Source organism: Pseudomonas sp. NY15374 (assembly GCF_048068255.1).
GTDB classification, from domain to species: Bacteria; Pseudomonadota; Gammaproteobacteria; order Pseudomonadales; family Pseudomonadaceae; genus Aquipseudomonas; species Aquipseudomonas machongensis.
The window spans coordinates 566,228-590,394 of record NZ_JBLUPZ010000002.1 but is presented as its reverse complement, the minus strand read 5'-3'; the positions used below and the strand labels follow the sequence as shown (position 1 = coordinate 590,394).

The window sequence follows — 24,167 nt, the reverse complement described above, 5'->3', positions numbered from 1 at the left end:
CGGGCCGCTACGAGAACGCATCGGGCTTGCGTATACTGTGCGCCTTTACGGTCCAGGGCTGAACCCTGCGACCCGCTCACGGATCGCGCACAGAGGCTTGCCAGTACGATGACGCAAGGATGTACTTCCATCACTGAGGCACCGTTGATCTCGGTCGTCGCCCCCTGCTACAACGCCGAGAAGTACCTGGAGGCGGCCCTGGCGAGCATCTTTGCCCAGGACTACCCGAACTTCGAAGTCATCATCGTCGACGACGGCTCCAGCGACCGAAGCGTGGAGATGCTGCGCGCGTTGCAGTCGACCTACGATTTCACCCTGCTGACCCAGGCCAACCAAGGGGTCAGCGGCGCGCTCAATACCGGTCTGCAGCATGCTCGTGGGGTCTACGTCTCGACCCCCGATCTCGACGACATCATGCTGCCGAACTCCCTGAGTGTCCGCGCCGCCTATCTGGACGCCCACCCGAAGGTCGGTTGTGTCGGTGCGTTGATCGTCTACATGGACACCGAAGGCCGCGACACCAAGGTGCAGCATCGCACCGAAATCAAGACCTTCGATTTTGCCGAGATCCTGCGTGACGCCGTCGTCGTCGGTGCGCCAGGCTCGCTGTACCGGATGGAGGCGATGCGCGCGGCTGATTTCTACGATCCGGCCATCAAGGTCCAGGATTTCCAGATGACCTTGCGCATTGCCGCCCAGGGTTACGAGGTCCACGAACTGCCGGTGTGCGTCACCCGCTACCGCCGCCACCCCAACAACCTGTCGCGCAAGTTCAAGGTGTTGCTGGAGGCTGATCTCAAGGCCATCGCCCCCTACCAGCAGTATTCGGGTTATGCCCGTGGGCGCTCGGTGCTGTTGCACAAGGCGCTCAAGTACGCCGTGGTTGCCGACAAGGCCTATGCCTGGGATCTGCTGCGCAGCATTCCCCTGCGCCACTACAACAAGACCACCCTCAAGCGCATCAAGCGCCTGATGTTCCACCGTTGATGCCGATCGAGGAGCGCCTGCCGTGAAATTCTTCAGGAACCTGGCCGAGCGCCGCGAACGCAAGCGTCTGCGGGCGATGGACAAGCTTGAGCGTGCAGCGGAGAAGATCCGCCTGCGCTATCCGCGCAGCACGGTCGGCGTGGGCAGTTATGGTATCCCCGAGGTCACCGATTTTGGTGATGATGCCGTCCTGCGCATCGGTAATTACACCTCCATCGCCGCAGGTGTTCAGGTGCTGTTGGGAGGCGAGCATCGAACCGACTGGCTGACTACCTATCCCTTTCCGGCAATGATCGACGGCCTGGAAGACATCAAGGATTACGCCCCCAGCAAGGGCGACGTGGTGATCGGCAGCGACTGCTGGATCTGCACCAACGCGGTGATCCTTTCCGGAGTCACCATCGGTCATGGCGCCATCGTTGCCGCCGGGGCGATGGTCACCCGCGATGTACCGCCATTTGCCGTGGTCGGCGGCAACCCGTGCAAGTTCATCCGCTGGCGCTTCGACGAGCCGGTGCGCGAAGCCTTGCTGGAGGCGGCCTGGTGGGACTGGCCGATGGAAGAGGTCAAGCAGGTGGCGCGCATGCTCAGCAGCGCTGACCTGGACGCCTTCCTCGGCTACGCCAGAGCCCGTCAGGGCCGCTGAGGCCCTATCGCTCGATTGACCGACTCCAGCGCGCGTTCCACTGCGGTCGCTGCTGGTTGACCTCGTCCCAGTTCACCACCACGGCGCTCTGCTGATACTGCTGCATCGCCTCGACCTGGCCGCGCGTGCGCTCGGTGGTCGGGGTCGTGGGGTTGGACGGAATCTGGTCGCCTTCCTCCAGCGCCGGGGCCTGGGCCGCAGGCGTCAGCAGGTAGGCGGCGAGCTTCTGCGCCAGCTCCGGCTGGTCGTTGTTGGCTACCACGCATTCGGCGAAATTCAGCACCACCGCTCCTTCCTTGGGCTGGGCGTAGGCCACCGGGATGCCCTTGGCCTGCAGGGTGGTGACCTGGGTGGGCGTCAGCGGGAACAGCGCGGCTTCGTCGGTCTGCACCATCTCGGAGATCTTCGCCGAGCTGGCGATGTACTCCAGCACGTTTGGCCCGACTTGCTTGGGCCAGGCCTTGAAACCCGGTTCGACGTTACTTTCGTCTCCGCCCTGCAAACGGTTGTACATCAGGAAGCCATGCAGGCCGAAGGTCGAGGAGGCCAGTGACTGGAACACCAGCTTGTCCTTGAAGCGCGGGTCTTGCAGGTCGCCCCACGAGGTAGGTACTGCCCAGCCGTTCTTCTCGAACAGCCGAGTGTTGTAGGCCAGCCCCGTGACCCCGAGACTGACAGCTACGGCTTCTTCCTTGATACGTGCCTTCTGCGGAATCTGCGACAAGGCCTCGCTGGGCTGCAGCTTGCTGCACAGCCCCATCGAGATGGCCCGGTACATGATGCCGTCGTCGAGCATCACCACATGCATCTGCGGCTTCTTGCTGTTGGCCTGGACCTTGGCCAGGTGGTCGGCCGAGGTGCCGGGCACGATCACTACCTTGACGTTGTTCGCCTGCTCGAAGGCCGGCAGCACCTTGTCGGCGTAGGTACGCTCCATGGTGCCGCCGTTCATGCCCAGGTACAGGGTCGGGGTGGCGGCCTGCAGCGTGGGGCTGGCGGCGAGCATAGCCAGTGACAGGCAGGACAAGCCGGTGCCGAGAATACGTTTGACGTGCTTCATGAAAGCGACCTTCCTCTTAGTGGTTACAGGCCAGGTCGTGACGGACCTGGAAACGACGGATGGAAAATGCCTCGATCGGCTGGCCGCTGGCGCCGTCGCAGACCAGCTCGGCCAGCGCCTCGCCGACTGCCGGGCCGATCTGGAAGCCCGCTCCGGCAAAGCCGAAGCCATGCAGCAGACCGGGTTGGGTGGTGCTGGCGCCGATCACCGGCTCGTGGTCGGGCAGGTAGCCCTCGGTGCCGCTCCAGGTGCGGATCGCCTGGGCACCGGCCAGAAAGGGGTAGAGTTCGACGGCGTTGCGCAGGATCGCCAGCACCGCTGATTGCCCTGGGCGAGCGCGGTAGGCGTCCAGTGCGAAGCCACGCCCGCCGCCGAGCACGCAATTGCCGCGGGCGACCTGGCGGGCATAGATGCCGCCGCCCTCGACACCGGTGCTGGCATTCATCACCCAGGGCAAGGGTTCGGTGACCAGCATCGCCGGGTGACCAGACTCCATCGGTACCGGCTCGCCGAACTGCGCCGCCAGGTCGGCGGCCCAGGCACCGGCACAATTGAGCAGCCACGGCGCGCGCAGGCGCAAGCCGCTCTGGGTGTGCAGGATGAAGCGCTGGCCATCGTGCTCGACACGGCTGTCGCCGGCCTGCTCGATGACCCGTGCACCTTTCTGGCGGGCGGCGCGGGCGAATGCGGGGGAGACCAGACGCGGGTTGGCGTGGCCATCGTCGGCGCAGTACGAGGCGCCGACGGCGATCTCGCCGACCCAGGGGTAGCGGGCGCGCAAGGTGCTGCGGTCGAGCAGTTGCAGGTCCAGGCCATGGTCGCGGCTGGCCGCTTCATAGGCTTGCAGCGCGACGAAGTCGGCTTCGCTGCGCGCCAGTTTCAGGTGTCCGGAGCGCAGGTACTCGCCATCGATGCCGATCAGCGCAGGCAGTTCGCCCCAGATCTGGTGCGCCCGCTGCGACAATGGCAATTGTGCCAGGCTGCGCCCCTGGCGGCGCACGCCGCCGTAGTTGACACCGCTGGACTGGGCGCCGCAGAAGCCACGTTCCAGCAAGGTCAGCGAACGGCCACGCCGGGCCAGGGCAAGCGCCGCCGAGGCGCCGACGATACCGGCCCCCATGACGATCACCTCCGAGTCGATCCACGGGCTCATGCGTCATGCTCCACGCCGAAGGGCAGGGGTTTGATCGGTGCCTGGGCGCGCAGGCGGCCGACCTCGTGCAGAGCCTTGCCGCTGCAACTGGCGATGATTTCCGCAGCTGCCGCGCCGCACATGCGGCCCTGGCAGCGGCCCATGCCGACCCGGCAGTGAGCCTTGACCCGGTTGATCTCCCAATGGCCTTCGCCGACCACGGCGCGCAGCTCGCCGACGCTGATCTCTTCACAGCGGCACACCACCAGATCATCCGCTGCCTGTTCGGCCCAGCGCTCGGGGAAGGGGAAGGCGGCTTCCAGCCCTTCACGGAAGCGGCCAATGCGTGTCAGGCGTTTTTCCAGGGTGCGGCAGCGCTGGAGATCGACGCTTTGGCCGAGGTCCTGCAGCAGCGCCAGGGCGGCGCGTTCGCCGGCCATTTCGGCGGCATCGGCGCCCATGATCCCGGCGCCATCGCCGGCCAGGTAGACATCATGCTGGCTGCTGCGCCCGGCCTCGTCGCGGCGCGGCAACCAGGCGCGGTTGAGCGTATCCCAGTCGAATGCACAGCCGAGCAGGTCGGCCAGCTGCGTTTCGCTGCGCAGCGCATGGGCGAAGGCCAGCGCATCGCATTCGGTGTCATGAAGCTGGTCGCCCTTGCGCCATATCGCTCGTTGCACCTGTTGCCCGCCTTCGATGCGTTCCAGCGTCGCGCCGTGGTGCACCGGCACGCCATGGGCGCTGAGCCAGGCGCGGTAGTACAGGCCCTTGCCCAGGGTTGCCGGTTGCTCCAGCAGTTCAGGCAGGGCGCGGCACTGGGCGCTGAAGGGCGCGCTGTCGAGCACGCCGAGGACCTTGGCGCCGGCCTTGGCGTACTGATAGGCCACCAGGTAAAGCAATGGCCCGCTGCCGCAAAACAGCACGCGCTCGCCAATGGCGCAGCCCTGATGCTTGAGCGCGATCTGCGCAGCTCCCAGGGTGTAGACCCCGGGTAGCGTCCAGCCCGGCACCGGCAGCACCCGGTCGGTGGCGCCGGCGGCGATGATCAGGCGCTGGTAAGGCAGGTGCGCGGCATGGCCGTCGCGCAGGGTGTCCAGGGCGCCGTGTTCGGCGTTCCACACCAGGGTGCCGGGGCGATAGTCGATGTGCCCGGCGAGCTGGTCGAGGGCCTGGTGCAGCGCGCTGGCCTTGCGAGCCTCGAAGCCGTAGAGCTGGCGCGCCGGTCGCGTGAAGTTGGCCGGTTGGCGGCGATAGATCTGCCCGCCGCCCTGGCTGGCTTCGTCGATCAGGACTGGACGTATACCGTGCTCCACCAGCGTCTGCGCGGCGCGGATCCCGGCGGGGCCGGCACCGACGATCACCACGGCATTCATGACCGGCGCCCCGGTTCGCGCAGCACCTGCTGCCCGGCTTCCAGCGCGGTGGCGCAGGCGCGTACGCGGCGGCCATCGCCCAGCCGTACCCAGCAGTCCTGGCAGGCGCCCATCAGGCAGAACCCGGCGCGCGGCTCGGCGCTGAAGTCGCTGCCGCGCAGGTGCGTTCCACTGGTCAGTACGGCGGTCAGCAGGGTGTCGCCGAGCAAGCCACTGGCCGGCTCGCCGTCGAGGGTGAATTGCAGCACCGGGCGCTGGCGCTCGGCGAGGCGTTTGAACAAGGCCATGTCAGTGCTTCCCTACCAGGACCCGATCCAGGCCATAGACCCGGTCGAGCAGAATCATGGTCACCGCCGTCAGGGCGATCACCAGGGCCGACACCGCAGCCATCATCGGATCGATGGACTCGGTGGCGTAGACGTACATCTTCACCGGCAGGGTCTGGGTGGCCGGGGAGGTGACGAAGATCGACAGGGTCACCTCATCGAAGCTGTTGATGAACGCCAGCAGCCAGCCGCCGGCGATACCGGGCAGGATCATCGGCAGGGTGATCTTGCGAAACAGCGTAAAGCGGCTTGCACCCAGCGATTCGGCGGCCTGCTCGGCGCTGCGGTCGACGCCGATGGCGGCGGCGATCACCAGGCGCAGCACGTACGGAGTGATCACCACCGTGTGCGCCAGCACCAGCCAGGTGAAGCTGCCGTTGACCCCGAGCAGGGCGAACAGGCGCAGTAGCGCCACCCCCAGCACCAGGTGCGGAATGATGATCGGCGACAGGAACAGCACATTGAGAAAGTCGCGCCCCGGGAACTGCAGGCGCGTGATCGCAAGCCCTGCCGGCACCGCGATCAGCGTCGCCAGGCTGGCGGCAAGAAACGCCAGTTGCAGGCTGTTGTTGAAGGCTTCGAGGAAGTCGGCGCGCTCGAACACCGCTTCGAACCAGCGCAGCGAGAACCCCGCCGTGGGCAGGCTCAAGGTGTTTTCCGGAGTGAATGCCACCAGGCACACCACCACCAGCGGTGCGAGCATGAAGACCACCACCAGGCTGTGGAAGGTCAGGGCCAGAGGACCGTTCTTGGACATGAGTTACCCCAGCGATTTCTTGTAGCGGCGTTCGATCATGCGGTTCCACGACAGCATGATCAGCAGGTTGACCAGCAGCAGGGCGATGGCGATGGCCGCGCCCATGGGCCAGTTCAGGTCGGCCAGGTACTGGTCGTAGACCAGCGTGGCGACCATCTTCAGCCGCCGCCCGCCGAGCAGGCCGGGGATGGCGAAGGAGCTGGCGGCCAGGCCGAAGACGATCAACGTGCCGGACAGCACCCCTGGCATCACCTGCGGCAGTACCACCAGGCGCATGACCTTGGCCTGGCTTGCCCCAAGTGACAGCGCGGCCTGTTCGGCGGCCGGGTCGAGCTTCTGCAGGCTGGTCCAGACCGGGATGATCATGAACGGCAGCATCACGTGGACGAGCGCGACGATCACCGCGAACGGGGTGTACAACAGCTTCATCGGCGCGCCACCCAGGGCCTGGATGGCGTGGTTGATCAGCCCGTCGGCGCCCAGCAACAGGCTCCAGCCGAAGGCGCGCACCACCACCGAAATCAGCAGCGGAGTGAGGATCACCACCAGGAAGATCGAGCGCCACGGGCTGCCCATGCGGCTGAGGATGTAGGCCTCGGGTACACCGATCACCACGCACAGCAGGGTCACCAGGGCGCTGATCCAGAAGGTGCGCCAGAAGATTTCGAGGAAATAGCTGTCGCCGAGCAGCGCCAGGTAGTGCTCGAAGGTCCAGTGGTCGGCACGGATGCCGACTTCGTAGTCGAACACATTGAACGACAGCACCAGGGTCAGCAGCAGCGGCACGATCAGCAGTGCGGCGAACAGTGCCAGCGCTGGTGCCGACAGCCAATAGCCGCGCAGGTCACGGTGTTGCCTGGCGCAGGCGGCGGGGGCAGGCACGGCGCTGTTCATGCGCTCACCTCGTCGGCGGCGAGCACCCGCAGCAGCTCGGGCTGCCAGTCCAGGCCGACATCGACACCTTCGCCGAGCGGAGCGCTGCCATCGTTGCGCCGCACCACGGTCAGCTCGCCCAGCGGCGTACCGATGCGGTACAGCCATTGGCTGCCAAGGAAGTAGCGGGTCAGGATGCGGCCTTGCAGGCGACCGACGCCGTTGTCGAGCAGGTCGATCTTTTCCGGGCGCAGGCTCAGGGTCAGGCTGGCGTCGCGGCAGTGGTGCACCTGCGGCAGGCCTGCGCCGTCCAGCTCGCCGGGCAACAGGTTGGCCTTGCCGACGAAGTCGGAGATGAAGCGGGTGCGCGGGTGTTCGTAGAGGCGATATGGCTCGTCGACCTGGGTGACACGTCCGGCCTGCATCACCACCACGCGATCGCTGATCGACAGGGCTTCGGCCTGGTCATGAGTGACCATCAGTGTGGTGATGCCGACTTCGCTCTGGATCCTGCGGATCTCGAACTGCATCTCCTCGCGCAGGTTGGCGTCGAGGTTCGACAGCGGCTCGTCGAGCAGCAGCACCGGTGGCTCGATCACCAGCGCCCGGGCCAGGGCCACACGCTGGCGCTGGCCACCGGACAGCTCGCGTGGGTAGCGTTCGGCGTGCCGCTCCAGGCGCACCAGTGCCAGTACCTCGGTCACCTTGCGGCGAATCTCGGTTTCGGGCTGCTTGCGCATGCGCAGGCCGAAGGCGACGTTGTCGGCCACGGTCATGTGCGGGAACAGGGCGTAGCTCTGGAATACCACGCCCAGGCCACGGCTGCTGGGCTTGGCGTGGGTGATGTCGCGCCCGTCGAGCAGGATGCGGCCGCTGCTGACGTCGACGAAGCCGGCGATCATCTGCAGGGTGGTGGTCTTGCCGCAGCCTGAAGGCCCGAGCAAGGAGACGAACTCGCCTTGTTCGATGGCGAGGTTGGTGGCGACCACGGCGTCGATTGCGCCGTAGCGTTTGCAAAGATTGTCCAGTTGCAGAAAGGCCATGACTGCGTTCCACCTGTCTTTTGTCGCGTGTCGGGCACGCTTGTTGTTGGGGCAGATGCAAGGAGGCAAATCGAGGACCGATGAATACTCACGAGGCCACCGGTGTGTTGTTCGATTTGTCCCGGTGGACGCAGAGTAGGCGCAAGCCTAGGATGGCCTCAATGGCGAATTTCACTGAGTCGAGCACTATTTTCAGTTTTATTCGTTCAATGAAATTCTGATGAGGAAAAGCGCAAGTTGAATTCCGATAAGCGAAATCAGGAAGAACCAGGGGTCAGTGTGGTCTCGCGTTTGTTCGCGGTGTTGAGGGTGTTGGGCGAGGCGCCGGTGGAGGGCATGCGGGTGATCGAGCTGGCCGAGCAGGTGGGCCTGTCCCAGCCGACCGTGCACCGGCTGGTGCGCAGCCTGGTGGATGAAGGCATGGTCGAGCAGGAGGCGCGCAGCAAGCGTTATCGCCTGAGCCTGGCGTTCTTTGCCCTGGCGGCGCGGGCAGGCAACAGCGGTAATCTGCGCGATCTGGTGCGACCCAGCTTGCTGCGCCTGTCGGCGTCGCTGGGTGACTCGCTGTTTCTGCTGGCGCGCAGCGGCTTCGATGCGGTGTGCCTGGATCGCAGCGAAGGGCCGTATCCGATCCGTACCTTCACCGGCGATATCGGTGGGCGTGTGGCGTTGGGCGTGGGGCAGGGGAGCCTGGCGATCCTGGCGTTCCTGCCGGAGGAGGAGCGCGAGGCGGTGATTCGCAACAACCTGCCGCGGCTACGGGATTTCCACCTGTACGACGAGGTGTTCCTGCGCGCGGAGGTGGAGAACGTGCGGCGCCAGGGGTATGCCGCGCGCAACACCGGCGTGTTGCCAGGCATGGCCGGGCTGGCGGTGCCGATCCTCGATGGCAATGGCCATGCCGTGGCGGCGTTGAGCGTGGCGACCATCAGCGACCGGCTGGGGCCGGAGCGCCTGCCGATGGTGGTCGAATTGCTCAAGCGCGAAACCACGGCGATCGGGCCAAGGATCAATCCGTTCGACCCGACCCTGCGGCATCCTTCGCGAGTGTTTGGGGAGTGAACACCGCAGTAGCGCCGATCAGGTCCTGAACTGTTCCATCAGCGCCTGCTGTTGATTGGCCAGCCGGTTGAGCGCCTGGCTGATCCGCGCCGACTCTTCGGCCTGCCCTGACAACGACTCGGTCACATCGCGAATACCCGCCACGTTGCGGTTCACCTCTTCGGCCACCGCGCTCTGTTCCTCGGCCGCCGAGGCGATCTGCAGGTTCATGTCGCTGATCACCGCCACCGCCTCGCCGATCCGTTGCAAAGCCGGGAGCGCCTGGTCCATGCGCTGGGCATTGTCCTGGGCCTGGCGTTGGCCGGCCTGCATGGCATCGACCACGTCGCGCGTGCCTTGCTGCAAGCCTTCGATCACCACGCGGATCTCCTCCACCGATACCTGGGTGCGCTGGGCCAGGTTGCGCACTTCGTCGGCGACCACGGCAAACCCGCGCCCGGCTTCGCCCGCACGTGCAGCCTCGATGGCGGCATTGAGCGCCAGCAGGTTGGTCTGCTCGGCAATCGCACGGATCACCTCCAGTACAGAGCCGATCTGCTCACTGCGTCCGGCCAGTGAACGGGCTTCGTCCATGGCCGCATCCATGCCCGCGGCCAGGTTGGCGATGGTCTGGCGAGTGCTGGCGATCAGTTGCAGGCCCTCCTGGCTGGCCTGGTCGGCGCCGCGCGCGGCTTCGGCGGCCTGCGAGGCGTTGTGGGCGACATCCTGCGCCGTGGCGCTCATCTCGTTGGCGGCGGTGGCCACCTGCTCGATCTCGCGATGTTGCAACTGCATGCCGGCACTGGTCTGGCTGGCGATGGCGGCCGACTGGTCAGCCGTGCCGCGTGCTTCGTGCAGCGACGCCTTGACCTGGGCGATCACCGGCTGGAGCTTGTCGAGGAAGCGGTTGAACCAGCCTGTCAGTTGGCCCAGTTCGTCGTCGCGGGCGTAGTCCAGGCGACGGGTCAGGTCGCCCTCGCCGCTGGCGATATCGCGCAAGCGTTCGGCCACGGCAAGGATCGGCCGCGTCACGCCGCGCGCGGTCAGCCACACCAGCAGCAGGCCGAACACGGCGGCGACCAGGCCGATCAGCAGGCTGCTGAGGTTTGCCTGCTGATTGTGTGCGTCCAGGCGCTGGTTGACCGCCACGGCAGGGGCGCGCAGCACCGCTTCCGGCACTTCCAGCAGCACCTGCCATGGCGCGGCGTCGGGGATCGGTGCGAACGGGTGGGCAACGCGCAGCATCCCGCCTTCCTGGCGCTCGACCGGCTGGCCGGCACGCATCGGTGCCAGCAGTTCGCGTACCGCCTCACCCAGCGCCTGCTCCAGGGGCTTGCTCAACTGGCTGGCGTCCTGGCTGTGTCCGGCCAACAGGCCGACAGGGCTGACGATGCTGACCTGGCCCTGGCCTTCGAACAGCTCCTGGCGCCCGGCCAGGCTCAGTTGCTGCAGGTTGTCCAGGCCAATGTCCAGGCCGAGCACGCCGATCACCTTGCCGTTTTCCAGCAGTGGCAGCGCGATGCTCGTCATCAATACCTGACGGCCGTTGACTTCGTCGAAGTACGGGTCGAGCACACAGGCCTTGGCAGTTTCCAGCGGGCAGGTCAGCCAGCGGTTGTAGGCTGAGCCGTTGGCGCCAACGCGGGTGTCGGCCAGCATCGATTCGGGCATCGCTTCGGAGGCGACCTCGCCGGAGTCTTCGCGTGACCAGTACAGCGAGAAGCGCCCTTGCTCGTTGCTGCCCAACTCGGCCTGGCCGCTGAAACGTGCGTCCTGATGCTCCAGAGCGTCCGGTTGAAATACCAGGTAGAGGCCGATCAGGTCGGGGTTGCCTGCCAGCGCGGCACCGGCTTCCTTGACCAGGTCGCTGCGCAATTGGTCACCGCCGCGTGCCCTGAGCACCTGCACCAGGCGGGCGAAACCGTTGCCGTATTGATAGGCATCCATGAAATAGCGCTGGATGCGCAGCGACTGGGTCTCGGCGTGGGCCTGCAGGCGCAGCCGCGCGCTCTGGTCGAGCAACTCGGTGTTGGCAGTGAACACCTGTTCGGCGCTGCGCCGGGACTGGATCAGCGAAGTGGCGACAAGCAAGGCGACCACCGCCAGCAGACACAGGCCGGCAAGCAGGGTGATTTTCCACTGGATGGAGAGACGGCGCAGCGACATGGAGCGTTTCCTTCTCGATCAAGACAACGCCCGCGTTCAGGCGCGGGCGTTGTCGGCAGGGTGGTTCATTCGGCCACGTAGCTTGGCGGGGCGACACGGAACGCCTTGGTCAGCCAGGCCAGGTACAGCACGCCGCACAAGGCCCAGGCGCCGCCGAACGCCAGCGAATGCTCGTCCAGGTCGATCCACAGTACGGCGATGATGCAAAAGCCTATCGTCGGCAGCACCAGATACTTGAGGTTGTTGGTCAGGCCCTTGTTGCGCCGCTCGCGAACATAGCAATGGTTGATGACCGACAGGTTGACGAAGCTGAAGGCCATCAGTGCGCCGAAGTTGATCACCGAGGTGGCGGTCACCAGGTCGAAGAAGATCGCCGACAGGGCGACCACACCCACCACCACGATGTTCAGCACCGGTGTGCGATAGCGCGGGTGCAGACGGGCGAACAGGCGGGCCGGGATCACCTTGTCGCGGCCCATCACGAACAGCAGGCGGGACACGCTGGCCTGGGACGCCAGGCCCGAGGCGATGGTGTTGATCACCGTGCAGGCGATGAACACCGACTGGAACAGCTTGCCACCGACGTACAGGGCGATTTCCGGCAGGGCGGCTTCATGATCCTGGAAGCGGTCCATGGTCGGGAAGTACGCCTGGATGAAGAACGACATGGTGATGAACACCACGCCACCGATCAGGGCGATCAGAAAGATCGCGCGCGGGATGGTGCGCGCCGGGTCGCGGGTTTCTTCTGACAGGCAGGTGACGGCGTCGAAGCCCAGAAACGAGAAGCACAGGATGGTTGCGCCGGCGACCAGTGCACTGAACTGCGTCTGTTCATCGGCGAACGGCATCAACGTCCAGGCCGTTCCCAGCCCTTCGCCCTGGTGCAGGCCGCGCACGCAAAGGTAGACGAACACGGCCATGATCGCGATCTGCACCGCCACGAACAGGGTATTGAAGTTGGCCACCAGGTTGATGCTGCGCATATTGACCAGGCTGATCAGGGTGACGAATGCCACCACCCACACCCATGCCGGGACCTCGGGGAACATCGCCGACAGGTACAGCTTGGCCAACAGGGCGTTGACCATCGGCAGCAACAGGTAGTCGAGCAGCGACGACCAGCCGACCAGGAAACCCACGTGCGGGTTGATCGCACGTTGCGTGTAGGTGTAGGCCGATCCCGACTCCGGGAAACGCCGTACCAGCGTGCCGTAGCTCACGGCGGTGAACAGGATGCCCAGCAGGGCCAGGATGTAGGCGCTGGGCACGTGACCGGCGGTGATGCCGGAGACGATGCCGAAGGTGTCGAAGACGGTCATTGGCGCGATGTACGCCAGGCCGATGATCACTACCTGCCAAAGGCGCAGGGACTTGCGAAACTGCTCGTGACGGCTGGCAGGGTGCTCAGGCTGCATGCTGGCACTCCCGGCGATGACGGGACGAGGCGGGCGACGGGCACGGCAAGGTCGGGCGGATGAGCTCCATGTTGTTCACCTTTTATAGCGGAGCGAAGGTTCGCGCGTGGCGCGGGAGTCAGTATGGGCGAGGCCGGCGAAACGGCGGCGCCTGGGGGCAGGGGCGGACAGGCATGATGGCGGCGCGGTCTTTTTTTGGTGTATAGGGCGCGGAGCAAGGTGGGGAAAATAAAAGACGATTGGACGGTTGGGTGTCAAGTTAAACATGACAGAGTGATAAGTTTACAGGTTTTTATCGGCTTTTTATCCACTCTTTAACCTTGTTATATGATTTTCACAGTAAAAAGCAGATTTTGGTGTTCGTAAAATTTTACGATCCTTGTCGTGGGTCATGCCTCTTGTGGCGGTTTGATCAGTGAGGAAAGATGTGCTCCGTGCAGTTGCCACCCGTCGGCAGTTGTAGGACGCGTCGCAAGTGCAGGAAAATCTCCCGGGCGAACACCGCGGCCGGCAAGCGACAGTGCTACGCTTGGCACCCCCGGTCGCGTGCTTCGCGCCACCATCAGCCCTATGGACAGCAATCGGTTCTATTCATGAAGAAATCAGTAGGCATCCTTTCCGGCCTGGCCGTCGCCATCGCCGTCGTCACCACTGCCGGCGCCTGGTACACCGGCAAACAGCTGCCGACGGAACTGGAGCAGTCCATCGCCCGCGGCAACGCGGAGTTGCAGAAGGCGCTGGTCGGTACGGGTGGCACCATGACCATCGAGTTGGTCTCGCTTGACCAGCACCTGTTCACCAGCGACGCGCAGTACCGGCTCAAGGCCAACGACCTGCGCCTCGGCGAGGGTGAGCCGGTGAGCTTCGAGGTCGGTGTGATCGACCATATCGAGCATGGCCCTTTCCCTTGGTCGCGGGTCAAGGCGCTCAAGCTGCTGCCGGTGATGGCGGTCAGCAACAGCCAGTTGCAGAAGGATGACGGCACCGCATCGTGGTTTGCCGCTGCAGGCGACAAGTCGCCGGTGGTTGGCCAGGTCAGCCTGGGCTATGGCGGTGGCGTCGAGAGCGACATCCGGCTGGCGCCGGTGAAGCTGGACGAAGGTGATGGCAATGTCCTCGACTTCGCGGGCATGCAACTGGTGCTCAAAGGGGATCGTGAAGGCAAGGCGGTGGAAATCCACGGCAATGCCGAGCGCCTGGACATGACCCTGGTCGGTGATGATCATCCACCGGTCAAGTTGCAGTTCAACGGCTTCAAGATCGGTGGCGAGCTGACCAGTACCGGCCACGACATGATCTATGTCGGCCACCTGAACCTGCTGCTGGCCGATCTGCAAGCCACGCTCGGACCGAAGCAGGATGTGCTAGTGCTCAAGGGGCTGGAGCAGAACAGCCTGTACAGCGCCGAGGGCCAGGACAAGCTGGGTGGGCGCCTGGAGTACAAGGTGTCCGACATCACCTACGCCGGTCGCGCAGTGGGCAGCGGGCAGATGGTGCTGAGCATGAAGTCGGTGAACATGCCGGCCACTCAGGCACTGCTGGAGTGGTACCAGACCAAGGCGCCCGAGCTGCAGGAGGCCGCTGCCCGTGGCGAGGCGGTGCCGTCGCTGAACATGAGTCCGGAGGAGACCGCCAAGGTCCAGGGCGACCTGCAGAAATTGCTGGCCGACAAGCCACAACTGGCGGTGGAAGACCTGTCGTTCAAGACGGCCAATGGCCAGAGCCACTTCAACCTGTCGCTGGACTTCGCCAATCCGACCTCCTTCGACCTGCCGCCGGACCAATTTGCCAAGCAGCTGATCACGCGCCTGCAGGGCAAACTGTCGGTGTCCAAGCCAATGGTCGTGGATCTGGTGACGTTGCAAGCGTTGCTCGATGGCCAGAATGATCCTCAGGCCATTGCCCAGCAAGCCGGTCAGGCAGGCAACATGTTCGGCGTGATGGCGCTGCAGAGTGGGATGGCGCTGGAAGAGGGCAGCGATATCGTGTCGAAGCTGAACTATGCCGATGGGATGGTCGACTTCAACGGCAAGAAGATGACTGTCGAAGAGTTTGCCATGTTGATGAGCATGCACCTGGCAGCCTTGTCGCCGCAGGGCTGACGATTCCCGAGAGGGCTTCGCGGGTAAGCCCGTTCCTGCAGTGTCAATGCACCTGTGGGGACGGGTTCCTCCGTGAATGCCTCATCCCTTTCAAAAACCCTTTTGCATTCCCCCGATTGCCTGTAGCCTTCGCCGTCCGATAATAATCCGCGCCCGCAGATGGGCCGCGATGGCCCGCCACTGCCGGCCATCCGGCACCGTTAGCCGATCTGCCAGGGCCGGGTGGTACACTCGACTGACGCGCACGCAGGTCCAGCGATCATGACCCAGATTTCCGAACGTCTCCTGGTTCAAGCCCACCTTGACGCCAAGCAGCCCCATCCGCTGACGCCCGCGCAGGAGGCCGATTACCGTGCGGCCATCGCTGCCGAGCTCAAGGCACAGAACGCGGTTCTGGTTGCCCACTTCTACTGCGATCCGGTGATCCAGGCCCTGGCCGAGGAGACCGGTGGTTGCGTTTCCGACTCCCTCGAAATGGCCCGCTTCGGCAAGAACCATCCGGCTGACACCGTGGTGGTCGCCGGTGTGCGTTTCATGGGCGAGACCGCGAAGATCCTTACCCCGGAAAAGCGCATCCTGATGCCGACCCTGGAAGCTACCTGCTCCCTTGACCTGGGCTGCCCGGTAGAGGAGTTCTCGGCATTCTGCGACCAGCACCCGGAGCGTACCGTGGTGGTTTACGCCAACACCTCGGCAGCGGTAAAGGCGCGTGCCGACTGGGTGGTGACCTCCAGCTGCGCGTTGGAGATCGTCGAGACCCTGATGGATAACGGCGAGACCATCATCTGGGGCCCGGACCAGCACCTGGGCCGTTACATCCAGAAGAAAACCGGCGCCGACATGTTGCTGTGGGATGGTGCCTGCATCGTTCACGAAGAATTCAAGTCGCGCCAGTTGGCCGACATGAAGGCGCTGTATCCGGATGCCGCGATCCTGGTGCACCCGGAGTCGCCGGAGTCGGTGATCGACCTGGCCGATGCCGTGGGTTCGACCAGCCAGCTGATCAAGGCTGCGCAGACGCTGCCCAACAAGACCTTCATCGTCGCCACCGACCGCGGCATCTTCTACAAGATGCAGCAGCTGTGTCCGGACAAGGTATTCGTCGAAGCGCCGACCGCCGGCAATGGCGCCGCCTGCCGCAGTTGCGCGCACTGCCCGTGGATGGCGATGAACACGCTGGAGCGCACGCTGGATTGCCTGCGCAAGGGCAGCAATGAAATCTTCGTCGAGCCGGCGCTGATTCCGCGTGCGATCAAGCCACTGAACCGGATGCTGGACTTTACCCAGGCGGCGCGTCTCAAGCTCTCCGGTAACGCCTGACGCCAGACTGCCGCTCCCTCAGTGAGTGATGCCCTCGCTCGCTGTGGGAGCGGGCTCGTCCCGCGATTGGGGCGCGCAGCGGCCCCTGTCCATATCAGCGCATCATGTCCTTGACCATCCGCTGCTGTTCCATGATCTCCCGCTGGCGCTGGTCGATCTGCGACGCCAGTGGGAAGTTGCTTCCCGCCCGGCGTTTGGCGTAGTCCAACTGCTGGATCGCCTGGTCGAAATCACCCACCAGCGTGAAGTACTCCGCCCGTGCCCGGTGCAGGCCAATCGTGTTGCCCGACAGGCCGCGCACCTCGGCCACCTCATACCAGACATCCGGATCGTCTGGCCGGTTTTTCACCAGGTCGTCCAGCACCTTTTCCGCCTCGGCCGGCTTGCTCTGCTTGACCAGCAGGTCGGCGCTCACCTGCTTGAGCGGGTAGTTGCCCGGATACAGCCCCTGCATGCGGGTGACTCGCTGCTGGGCATCGGCCAGGCGGTTGTTGGTGATGTCCAGGTCGATCTGCGCCAGGTTGTAGGTGATGTCGTTGGGCGCCTTGGCCAGCAGCGGCTTGAGGTTTTCCCGTGCCTCGTTCAACTGGCCACCCTTGATCTGCGCCAGGGCCAGGCCGTAGCGGGCTGCGTCAATGTTGGGGTTTTCGTCGAGCTGGGCACGGAAACGCTTGGCGGCAAGGCCAGGTGTGCCTTCGTAGGTGAGGGCAACACGGGCACGGATCAGTTGGTAGCGCAGGCTGTCCTCGACACCGCCCTTGGGCGCCTGTTCTGCGCGGTTGCGGGTGTCGGCGATACGCGATTCGGTGACCGGGTGGGTCAGCAGGAATTCCGGTGGCTTGGCGTCATAGCGATACTGGCGGGCCAGGCGCTCGAACATGCTCGGCATGTTGCGCGGGTCGTAGCCGGCCTTTTCCAGGTTGAGGATGCCGATGCGGTCGGCCTCCTGCTCGTTCTGCCGCGAGAAGCGTCGTTGCTCCTGCAGGGCCGCGGCCTGGGTGCCGGCGATCACGCCGATCCCGGCATCGCCACCCCCGCCGGCGGCCAGTACGATACCGGCCAGCAGCGCCGCCATCATCGGCAGCTGCATACGCTGCTGGGCCTCGACACCGCGAGCGAAGTGGCGCTGCGACAAGTGCGCCAGTTCGTGGGCCAGCACCGAGGCGTACTCGCCTTCGGTCTGGGCGTTGAGGAACAGGCCGCCGTTGACCCCGACGATGCCGCCGGGCGCGGCGAAGGCGTTGAGTTCGCGGCTGTCGATCAGGATGAATTCCAGGCGTCGGTCCTGCAACTGGCTGGTCTCGGCCAGTTTGTACACGCTGGTCTCGACGTAGTCCTTGAGCTGCGGGTCGTTGAGCTGGTTGACCTGGCCGCGCAGCAGGCTCAGCCAGGCACGGCCCAGGTCGTGCTCCTGTTTCGGCGAGACGATCGCAGAGCTGGCATCCCCCAGCGACGGCAGGTCGTCGGCGTGGCCAGGAAGGGCCATCAGGCAGGCCAGCGTCAGCAGGGTGGGGCGCAGTAGATTCATGCAGAAGCTCGCGTCGATCAAAAACCCTTACTGTAGCCCGCTCGCACCTTGGCGACCAGTGGCGGTATCCTACCGACATCGTCTGCAACACCTTGTTGCGCCCGCCATGGAGACCCCCGATGATCGATACCCCGACCTGCGATGCTGAGCTCGACGCCAGCGGGCTGAACTGCCCACTGCCGCTGCTCAAGGCGAAAATGGAGCTCAATCGCCTGGCCAGCGGCGCGGTCCTCAAGGTGGTGGCCACCGATGCCGGCTCGCAGCGTGACTTTCGCACTTTTGCCCAGCTTGCCGGTCATACGCTGCTTCGCGAAACGGCCGAGTCAGGGATCTACACCTATTGGCTGCGCAAGGCCTGAGTCTTTTTTCCCAAGGATCGTCAATGTTCAAAGTGCTTCGCGACTGGATGCAGCGCTACTTTTCCGATGAGGAAGCGGTGGTGTTGGCGGTCCTGCTGTTCCTGGGCTTCACCGTGGTACTCACGCTCGGTGGCATGCTCGCGCCGGTGCTGGCGGGCATGGTCCTGGCGTTCCTCATGCAGGGGCTGGTCAACGCTCTGGAGCGCTTCAAGGTGCCGACGCGCATGGCGGTGTGGCTGGTGTTCGCCCTCTTCATGGGGGCGCTCGGAGTGTTCCTGGTGGTGCTGGTGCCGCTGCTGTGGCACCAGTTGATCACCCTGTTCAATGAGTTGCCGGGCATGCTTGGCAAATGGCAATCGCTGTTGTTGTTGCTGCCCGAGCGCTATCCGCACCTGGTTTCGGACGAGCAGGTGCTGCGCGCCATCGAGTCGGTGCGCGGTGAAATCGGCAAGTTCGGCCAGTGGGCGCTGACGTTCTCGCTCTCCAGCCTGCCGCTGCTGGTCAACGCGATGATCTATCTGGTGCTGGTGCCGATCCTGGTGTTCTTCTTCCTGAAGGACCGCGAGATGATCGCCCGTTGGGTCAGCGGCTACCTGCCGCGTGAGCGCAGGTTGCTGACCCGCGTGGGCGACGAGATGAATCGGCAGATCGCCAACTACATCCGCGGCAAGGGCATCGAGATCCTGATCTGCGGGATCGCCACCTATATCGCTTTCATCAGCCTGGGGCTCAACTACGCGGCCCTGCTGGCGCTGCTGGTGGGGTTGTCGGTGGTGGTGCCCTACGTGGGGGCGGTGGTGGTGACCGTGCCTGTGACCCTGATCGCGCTGTTCCAGTGGGGCTGGGGTGATCAGTTCATCTATCTGATGGCGGTGTACGCGATAATCCAGGCGCTGGATGGCAACGTGTTGGTGCCGCTGCTGTTCTCGGAGGCGGTAAGCCTGCACCCGGTGGCAATCATCTGCGCGGTGCTGCTGTTCGGTGGGCTGTGGGGGTTCTGGGGGATCTTCTTCGCCATTCCCCTGGCGACGCTGTTCAAGGCGGTGCTCGATGCCTGGCCGAGGCAGGAGCCTACGGTGGCGCCACTGCTGTAGGGGCGTAGCGTTCTTCCTCGCGGGCAAGTCGGAACGCCGAACTTGCCCACGAAGCAATCCAAGGCGATATCAGGCCTTGTTCAGGGCCTGCGCTGCCGCCAGCACCGCATCCACATGCCCGGGCACCTTCACCCCGCGCCATTCCTGGCGCAGCACACCGCCCTTGTCGATCAGGAAGGTGCTGCGGTCCACGCCCAGGTATTCCTTGCCATACAGCTTCTTCAGCTTGATCACGTCGAACAGCTGGCACAGCGCCTCGTCCTTGTCGCTGATCAGCTCGAAGGTGAAGCCCTGCTTGGCCTTGAAGTTTTCGTGCGACTTGATGCCGTCACGCGAGACGCCCAGCACCACGGTGTTGGCAGCCTTGAAGGCTTCGTGCTGGTCACGGAAACCCTGGCCCTGGGTGGTGCAGCCCGGCGTGCTGTCCTTCGGGTAGAAGTACAGCACCACCTGCTGGCCCTTGAGCGCGGACAGGCTGATGGTCTGGCCGCTGGTGGCCTGGGCCTGGAAGTCGGCAACGGGTTGGTTGATGGCAACGGCCATGGGAGCTCCTTAGACAGGGTTCTGTGGGCGCCAGGGTTCGATCAGGGCGTCCAGGTTCAGGGCGTCGGCGAAATCCAGGAACTGGTCGCGCAGCCAGCTGATCTGGGTGCCGGCCGGCAGGATCACGGTGAACTGGGCGTTGAGCATGCTGCTGCCAGTCTGCGGGGCGAGGTAGGTGTCGCAGGTCATCCCGTCGAGCTCGACGCGGTGGTCGAGGAAGAACTGGCACAGCTCGTTGATGATGTCCGGGCGATAGGCGGCGCTGACGTAGGCCACGTAGGGCAGGGCCTGTGGGCGAACCTCCTGCTCGGCGCTGCGCACCACATCGAGGGTCAGGCCGTGCTTCTTGCCAAGGCCGGGCAGGGTGGTCTCAAGACGGGCCAGGGCATCCCAGCTGCCACCGACCTGCAGTACCAGGGCGCTGGTTTCGCCGTGGCGCGACAGGCGCGAGGTGACCACCGCGCAGCGGTTTTCGAAGGCCGCGCGGCTGAGGACGTTGGCAAGCTCCATGGGATTGGGGCCCAGGGCACTGATGACGAGGAATTGTTCGCGGGGGGCGGTGGACATGCAGCATTCCTAAAGCGATGAGCGGTCGGCGAAGGACGAGAGCTGGCCTCCCTGTCACCCGCATTCGCAGCCCTTTGGAGGGTGACGAAGTACAGGCGTGGAGCACTGTCGACGGCCCGGCGGGCCGCACTGCGCCGATCAAAGAATCAAGGGTAGCGAAAAGCGAGGCCGAGGGGAATGCTCCGCCCGCCAGCTTCGCTTGTGCAAGGTCGATGGCGCCAGTACCATTACCGCTCTCTTTTTCCGGCAGGAGCAGTTTCATGATCGCGGGCAGTATGGTGGCATTGGTCACACCCATGGATGCACAAGGGCGTCTGGATTGGGACAGCCTCGATAAACTGGTCGACTTCCACCTGGAAAAGGGCACCCACGCGATCGTAGCGGTCGGCACCACTGGCGAATCCGCCACGCTTGACGTCGAAGAGCACATCCTGGTGATCAAGCACGTGGTCGAGCGCGTCAAGCGCAGCGCCCGCCGCATCCCGGTGATCGCCGGCACCGGCGCCAACTCCACCGCCGAAGCCGTGCACCTGACGCAGAACGCCAAGAACGCCGGCGCCGACGCCTGCCTGCTGGTGGTGCCGTACTACAACAAGCCGACGCAAGAAGGCCTGTACCAGCACTTCAAGCACATCGCCGAAGCCGTCGACATCCCGCAGATCCTCTATAACGTGCCCGGCCGCACCTCGTGCGACATGCAGGCCGAGACCGTGATCCGCCTGTCGAAGGTCAAGAACATCATCGGCATCAAGGAAGCCACCGGCGACCTGGCCCGTGCCAAGGCCATCATCGAGGGCGTCGACAGCGACTTCATCGTCATGTCCGGCGACGACCCGACGGCCGTCGAGCTGATCCTGATGGGCGGCAAGGGCAACATTTCCGTCACTGCCAACGTCGCCCCGCGCGAAATGGCCGATCTGTGCGAGGCCGCCCTTGAGGGCAATGCCGAGAAGGCCCGCGCGATCAACGAAAAACTCATGCCGCTGCACAAAGACCTGTTCTGCGAAGCCAACCCGATCCCTGTGAAGTGGGCGCTGGTGGAAATGGGCCTGATGCACAAGGGCATTCGCCTGCCGCTGACCTGGCTGAGCGAAGGCTGTCACGAAAAAGTCCGTACTGCCTTGCGCCAGTCCGGCGTACTGGTTTAATCGAGGAAGTACACCGCATGAAGCGACTGGCTGGTCTTTCCGCGCTCGCCCTGATCATCTCCAGCACCAGCGGGTGCGGCTGGCTGTGGGGCGAGGATGGCTATTTCCGCGACCGCGGCAGCGATTACCTGCAGGCGCACCCGACTGCGCCGATGCAACTGCCGCCGGACGCCGCCAACGTCAAGCGTCTGGATCCGCTGCTGCCGATCCCGCGCAACGTGGCCGACGACAACGCCACTGGCGAGTTCGAAGTGCCGCGTCCGCAGCCGCTGTCGGCCAGCGCCGACGTCAGCGATTTCACCCTGCAGCGCAGCGGTGCCAACCGTTGGGTGCTGGCCCAGCGCTCGCCGGCCGAAGTCTGGCCGGTCGCGCGCCAGTACTTTGAAGACAATGGTTTCCGCATCGCGCAAGAGCGTCCGCAGACCGGTGAATTCAACACCACCTGGCAGCGTTTCGACGAATTGTCCGCCTCGCTCGGCCAGCGTCTGGCCAGCACCTCTAGCAGCCCGGACAGCGAAGTGCGCGTCCGTGTGCGCATGGAGCCTGGCGTGCAGCGCAATACCTCCGAGGTGTACGTGGTCAGTGTCGAGCGCCCGGCCGGCAGCACTGCCGAGCCTGATTTCCCGAGCACTTCGACCAACACCGGCGTCGATGCGCTGCTGGTCGACGAGCTGCTCGCCAGCATGAACCGCAGCGCCGAGAAGGGCGGTTCGGTGTCGCTGCTGGCGGCACGCGATTTCGATGCCCCAAGCCAGGTCAGCCTGAGCGAAGACGGCAGCGGCAACCCGGTGCTGTTCCTGGGCTCGGACCTGGACCGCGCCTGGTCTGGTGTAGGCCGCGCCCTGGAGCAGGGCGAATGGCGTGTCGAGGACATCAACCGCAGCCTGGGCCTGTACTACATCAACCTGTCGGAGAAACCCGAGGACAAGCAGAACGAGCCGGGCTTCTTCAGCCGCCTGTTCGGCAGCGCGCCGAGCAAGGAAGAGCGTGAGGCACGTGCCGAGCGCTACCAGGTTCGCTTGAGCAAGGTGGGCGAGTCGGTCCAGGTTACCGTGGAGAAGAACATCAACACCGTGGCCCCGGCCGATGTGGCCCGCCGCGTGCTGAGCGCGATCCAGGACCGTCTGGGCTAAGTGCGCTTCGCGGTACTGGGAAGCGGTAGCCAAGGAAATGGCACGCTGATCGCCAGTGACGATACCTTCGTCCTGGTCGATTGCGGGTTCTCCCTGCGCGAGACCGAGCGGCGCCTGGCGCTGCTCGGGGTGTCGCCAGCACAACTGAGCGCCGTGCTGGTGACCCACGAACATGCCGACCACGTGCATGGCGTCGGGTTGCTGTCGCGGCGCTACAATGTACCGGTCTACCTCAGCCAAGGGACCTTGCGCGGCATGCGCAAGCCGGTGGAGGTCGCCGGTTTTCTCGGTTGTGGGGACGTACTGGACATCGGCAGCCTGCAGGTCAGTGCCGCGCGGGTCGAGCACGATGCGTTCGAACCCCTGCAATACGTGATCAGTGACGGGCGCCGGCGTTTCGGCATGCTCACAGACCTGGGCAGCTACGATACGTACCTGCTGGAGCGTTACCAGGGCCTCGACGCGTTGCTGATCGAGGCCAATCACTGCCGTGACCTGCTCGCACGCGGGCACTACCCGTACTTTCTCAAGCAGCGGGTTGGCGGCAGCCAAGGACATCTGAACAACCACCAGGCTGCCAACCTGGTGGCCGAGCTGGGCTGGAAGCACCTGCAACACCTGGTGCTGGCCCACCTCAGCAGCAAGAACAACCTGCCACAACTGGCCCGTCAGTGCTTCGTCGACACCTTGGGGTGCGATCCGGACTGGCTCCAGGTGGCGAATCAGGAACACGGGCTCGACTGGCGCGAAATCGCCTAGCCCAACCACTCAAGCAAGCGGAGCCCATCATGGAAAAACGCGACGAACTCTACCGCGGCAAGGCCAAATCGGTTTACAAGACCGACGACGCCGACCGCTTGATCCTGCTGTTCCGTAACGACACCTCGGCGTTCGACGGCAAGCGCATCGAGCAGCTGGACCGCAAGGGCATGGTCAACAACAAGTTCAACGCCTTCATCATGCAGAAGCTCGAAGAGGCCGGCGTGCCGACCCAGTTCGACAAGCTGCTGGGCGACAACGAGTGCCTGGTCAAGAAGCTGGACATGATCCCGGTCGAGTGCGTCGTGCGTAACTACGCGGCCGGCAGCCTGGTCAAGCGCCTGGGCGTCGAGGAAGGCATCCAGCTGACCCCTTCGACCTTCGAGCTGTTCCTGAAGAACGACGAGAAGGGCGACCCCTTCATCAACGAATCCCACGTTGTCGCGTTCGGCTGGGGCACCGCCGAGCAGTTGGTCGAGATGAAGAAGCTGTCGCTGAAGGTCAACGAAGTGCTGAGCAAGCTGTTCGATGACGCTGGCCTGCTGCTGGTCGACTTCAAGCTGGAGTTCGGCGTATTCCACGGTCAGATCGTCCTGGGCGACGAGTTCAGCCCTGACGGCTGCCGCCTGTGGGACAAGGAAACCCGCAAGAAGATGGACAAGGACCGCTTCCGCCAGGGTCTGGGCGATGTCATCGAAGCCTACGAAGAAGTCGCCAAGCGCCTGGGCGTGCCGCTGTAACCCGCACGCTCACGCAAGCGCCTGATACCACGCGAATTTTTTTCGAAAAAGG

22 protein-coding genes and 2 pseudogenes are annotated in these 24,167 nt (G+C 64.7%); 11 read left to right on the top strand and 13 right to left on the bottom strand.

Going from position 1 to position 24,167, the window contains the following annotated elements:
- Positions 1 to 108 precede the first annotated feature (108 nt).
- The gene (locus ACNFHO_RS07030; RefSeq protein WP_416765759.1) at positions 109 to 987 is read left to right on the top strand and encodes a glycosyltransferase family 2 protein; all 879 of its coding nucleotides are present in this window, start codon (positions 109 to 111) and stop codon (positions 985 to 987) included.
- Between the two features lie 76 nt (positions 988 to 1,063).
- Positions 1,064 to 1,633 (top strand): CatB-related O-acetyltransferase, encoded by a 570-nt coding sequence (locus ACNFHO_RS07025; protein WP_054890988.1) that lies wholly within the window; start codon positions 1,064 to 1,066, stop codon positions 1,631 to 1,633.
- 4 nt (positions 1,634 to 1,637) lie between these two features.
- On the opposite strand, the gene ACNFHO_RS07020 is transcribed toward ACNFHO_RS07025, so the two are convergent.
- The 7 genes from ACNFHO_RS07020 to ACNFHO_RS06990 are packed head-to-tail and all read right to left on the bottom strand — an operon-like array spanning position 1,638 to position 8,197.
- The gene (locus ACNFHO_RS07020) at positions 1,638 to 2,693 is read right to left on the bottom strand and encodes an ABC transporter substrate-binding protein (protein WP_416765758.1); all 1,056 of its coding nucleotides are present in this window, start codon (positions 2,691 to 2,693) and stop codon (positions 1,638 to 1,640) included.
- A gap of 16 nt (positions 2,694 to 2,709) precedes the next feature.
- Positions 2,710 to 3,846: an NAD(P)/FAD-dependent oxidoreductase gene (locus ACNFHO_RS07015; RefSeq protein ID WP_414154140.1), complete on the bottom strand. Its 1,137-nt coding sequence runs from the start codon at positions 3,844 to 3,846 to the stop codon at positions 2,710 to 2,712.
- Entirely contained in the window at positions 3,843 to 5,198 is a 1,356-nt protein-coding gene (locus tag ACNFHO_RS07010; protein ID WP_416765756.1) for an FAD-dependent oxidoreductase, read from the bottom strand. The genes ACNFHO_RS07015 and ACNFHO_RS07010 overlap by 4 nt, the downstream gene beginning before the upstream one ends.
- Positions 5,195 to 5,485 (bottom strand): (2Fe-2S)-binding protein, encoded by a 291-nt coding sequence (locus tag ACNFHO_RS07005; RefSeq protein ID WP_416765754.1) that lies wholly within the window; start codon positions 5,483 to 5,485, stop codon positions 5,195 to 5,197. The genes ACNFHO_RS07010 and ACNFHO_RS07005 overlap by 4 nt, the downstream gene beginning before the upstream one ends.
- A gap of 1 nt (position 5,486) precedes the next feature.
- A complete protein-coding gene (locus tag ACNFHO_RS07000) occupies positions 5,487 to 6,281 on the bottom strand; it encodes an ABC transporter permease (RefSeq protein WP_054890980.1) in 795 nt (264 codons plus the stop codon).
- Between the two features lie 3 nt (positions 6,282 to 6,284).
- Positions 6,285 to 7,175, bottom strand: coding sequence for an ABC transporter permease (locus ACNFHO_RS06995; RefSeq protein ID WP_416765752.1), 891 nt, complete (start codon positions 7,173 to 7,175; stop codon positions 6,285 to 6,287).
- Positions 7,172 to 8,197 (bottom strand): ABC transporter ATP-binding protein, encoded by a 1,026-nt coding sequence (locus ACNFHO_RS06990; protein WP_112898989.1) that lies wholly within the window; start codon positions 8,195 to 8,197, stop codon positions 7,172 to 7,174. The genes ACNFHO_RS06995 and ACNFHO_RS06990 overlap by 4 nt, the downstream gene beginning before the upstream one ends.
- Positions 8,198 to 8,434: 237 nt before the next feature.
- Between ACNFHO_RS06990 and ACNFHO_RS06985 the strand changes: the two genes are divergently transcribed.
- The gene (locus ACNFHO_RS06985) at positions 8,435 to 9,259 is read left to right on the top strand and encodes an IclR family transcriptional regulator (protein ID WP_411383095.1); all 825 of its coding nucleotides are present in this window, start codon (positions 8,435 to 8,437) and stop codon (positions 9,257 to 9,259) included.
- 18 nt (positions 9,260 to 9,277) lie between these two features.
- Here the strand turns inward: ACNFHO_RS06985 and ACNFHO_RS06980 are convergent.
- The 3 genes and pseudogenes from ACNFHO_RS06980 to ACNFHO_RS06970 all read right to left on the bottom strand — a co-directional run.
- Positions 9,278 to 9,790 (bottom strand): annotated as a pseudogene (locus ACNFHO_RS06980) (methyl-accepting chemotaxis protein); the annotation flags it as partial.
- Between the two features lie 345 nt (positions 9,791 to 10,135).
- Positions 10,136 to 11,185, bottom strand: a pseudogene (locus ACNFHO_RS06975) (HAMP domain-containing protein); the annotation flags it as partial.
- A 284-nt stretch (positions 11,186 to 11,469) separates the two neighbouring features.
- The gene (locus ACNFHO_RS06970) at positions 11,470 to 12,822 is read right to left on the bottom strand and encodes an APC family permease (protein ID WP_416765749.1); all 1,353 of its coding nucleotides are present in this window, start codon (positions 12,820 to 12,822) and stop codon (positions 11,470 to 11,472) included.
- Positions 12,823 to 13,415: 593 nt separating this feature from the next.
- Here ACNFHO_RS06970 and ACNFHO_RS06965 point away from each other — a divergent pair.
- Together ACNFHO_RS06965 and nadA are read left to right on the top strand one after the other, a co-directional pair.
- Complete coding sequence (locus tag ACNFHO_RS06965; protein WP_063545862.1) at positions 13,416 to 14,924, top strand: YdgA family protein; 1,509 nt, start codon at positions 13,416 to 13,418, stop codon at positions 14,922 to 14,924.
- Positions 14,925 to 15,185: 261 nt separating this feature from the next.
- Entirely contained in the window at positions 15,186 to 16,244 is a 1,059-nt protein-coding gene (nadA, locus tag ACNFHO_RS06960; protein ID WP_054890972.1) for a quinolinate synthase NadA, read from the top strand.
- Positions 16,245 to 16,338: 94 nt separating this feature from the next.
- On the opposite strand, the gene ACNFHO_RS06955 is transcribed toward nadA, so the two are convergent.
- Positions 16,339 to 17,772: a M48 family metalloprotease gene (locus tag ACNFHO_RS06955; protein ID WP_065862227.1), complete on the bottom strand. Its 1,434-nt coding sequence runs from the start codon at positions 17,770 to 17,772 to the stop codon at positions 16,339 to 16,341.
- A 119-nt stretch (positions 17,773 to 17,891) separates the two neighbouring features.
- Between ACNFHO_RS06955 and ACNFHO_RS06950 the strand changes: the two genes are divergently transcribed.
- Together ACNFHO_RS06950 and ACNFHO_RS06945 are read left to right on the top strand one after the other, a co-directional pair.
- Positions 17,892 to 18,131: a sulfurtransferase TusA family protein gene (locus ACNFHO_RS06950; protein ID WP_054890970.1), complete on the top strand. Its 240-nt coding sequence runs from the start codon at positions 17,892 to 17,894 to the stop codon at positions 18,129 to 18,131.
- 23 nt (positions 18,132 to 18,154) lie between these two features.
- Positions 18,155 to 19,225: an AI-2E family transporter gene (locus ACNFHO_RS06945; protein WP_054890969.1), complete on the top strand. Its 1,071-nt coding sequence runs from the start codon at positions 18,155 to 18,157 to the stop codon at positions 19,223 to 19,225.
- 69 nt (positions 19,226 to 19,294) lie between these two features.
- Here the strand turns inward: ACNFHO_RS06945 and ACNFHO_RS06940 are convergent, their stop codons facing one another.
- On the bottom strand, positions 19,295 to 19,768 hold the full coding sequence (locus tag ACNFHO_RS06940; protein WP_416765745.1) for a peroxiredoxin: 474 nt from the start codon (positions 19,766 to 19,768) through the stop codon (positions 19,295 to 19,297).
- Between the two features lie 9 nt (positions 19,769 to 19,777).
- Positions 19,778 to 20,335: a glycine cleavage system protein R gene (locus ACNFHO_RS06935; protein WP_054890967.1), complete on the bottom strand. Its 558-nt coding sequence runs from the start codon at positions 20,333 to 20,335 to the stop codon at positions 19,778 to 19,780.
- A 260-nt stretch (positions 20,336 to 20,595) separates the two neighbouring features.
- Here ACNFHO_RS06935 and dapA point away from each other — a divergent pair, with 260 nt between their 5' ends.
- The 4 genes from dapA to purC are packed head-to-tail and all read left to right on the top strand — an operon-like array spanning position 20,596 to position 24,115.
- Positions 20,596 to 21,483, top strand: a complete 888-nt coding sequence (gene dapA, locus ACNFHO_RS06930) for a 4-hydroxy-tetrahydrodipicolinate synthase (protein ID WP_054890966.1) — start codon at positions 20,596 to 20,598, stop codon at positions 21,481 to 21,483.
- Positions 21,484 to 21,500: 17 nt separating this feature from the next.
- Positions 21,501 to 22,616, top strand: coding sequence for an outer membrane protein assembly factor BamC (bamC, locus tag ACNFHO_RS06925; RefSeq protein ID WP_414154135.1), 1,116 nt, complete (start codon positions 21,501 to 21,503; stop codon positions 22,614 to 22,616).
- A complete protein-coding gene (locus ACNFHO_RS06920) occupies positions 22,617 to 23,375 on the top strand; it encodes an MBL fold metallo-hydrolase (protein WP_063545857.1) in 759 nt (252 codons plus the stop codon).
- A gap of 29 nt (positions 23,376 to 23,404) precedes the next feature.
- Positions 23,405 to 24,115: a phosphoribosylaminoimidazolesuccinocarboxamide synthase gene (gene purC / locus ACNFHO_RS06915; protein WP_063545856.1), complete on the top strand. Its 711-nt coding sequence runs from the start codon at positions 23,405 to 23,407 to the stop codon at positions 24,113 to 24,115.
- Positions 24,116 to 24,167: the final 52 nt, after the last annotated feature.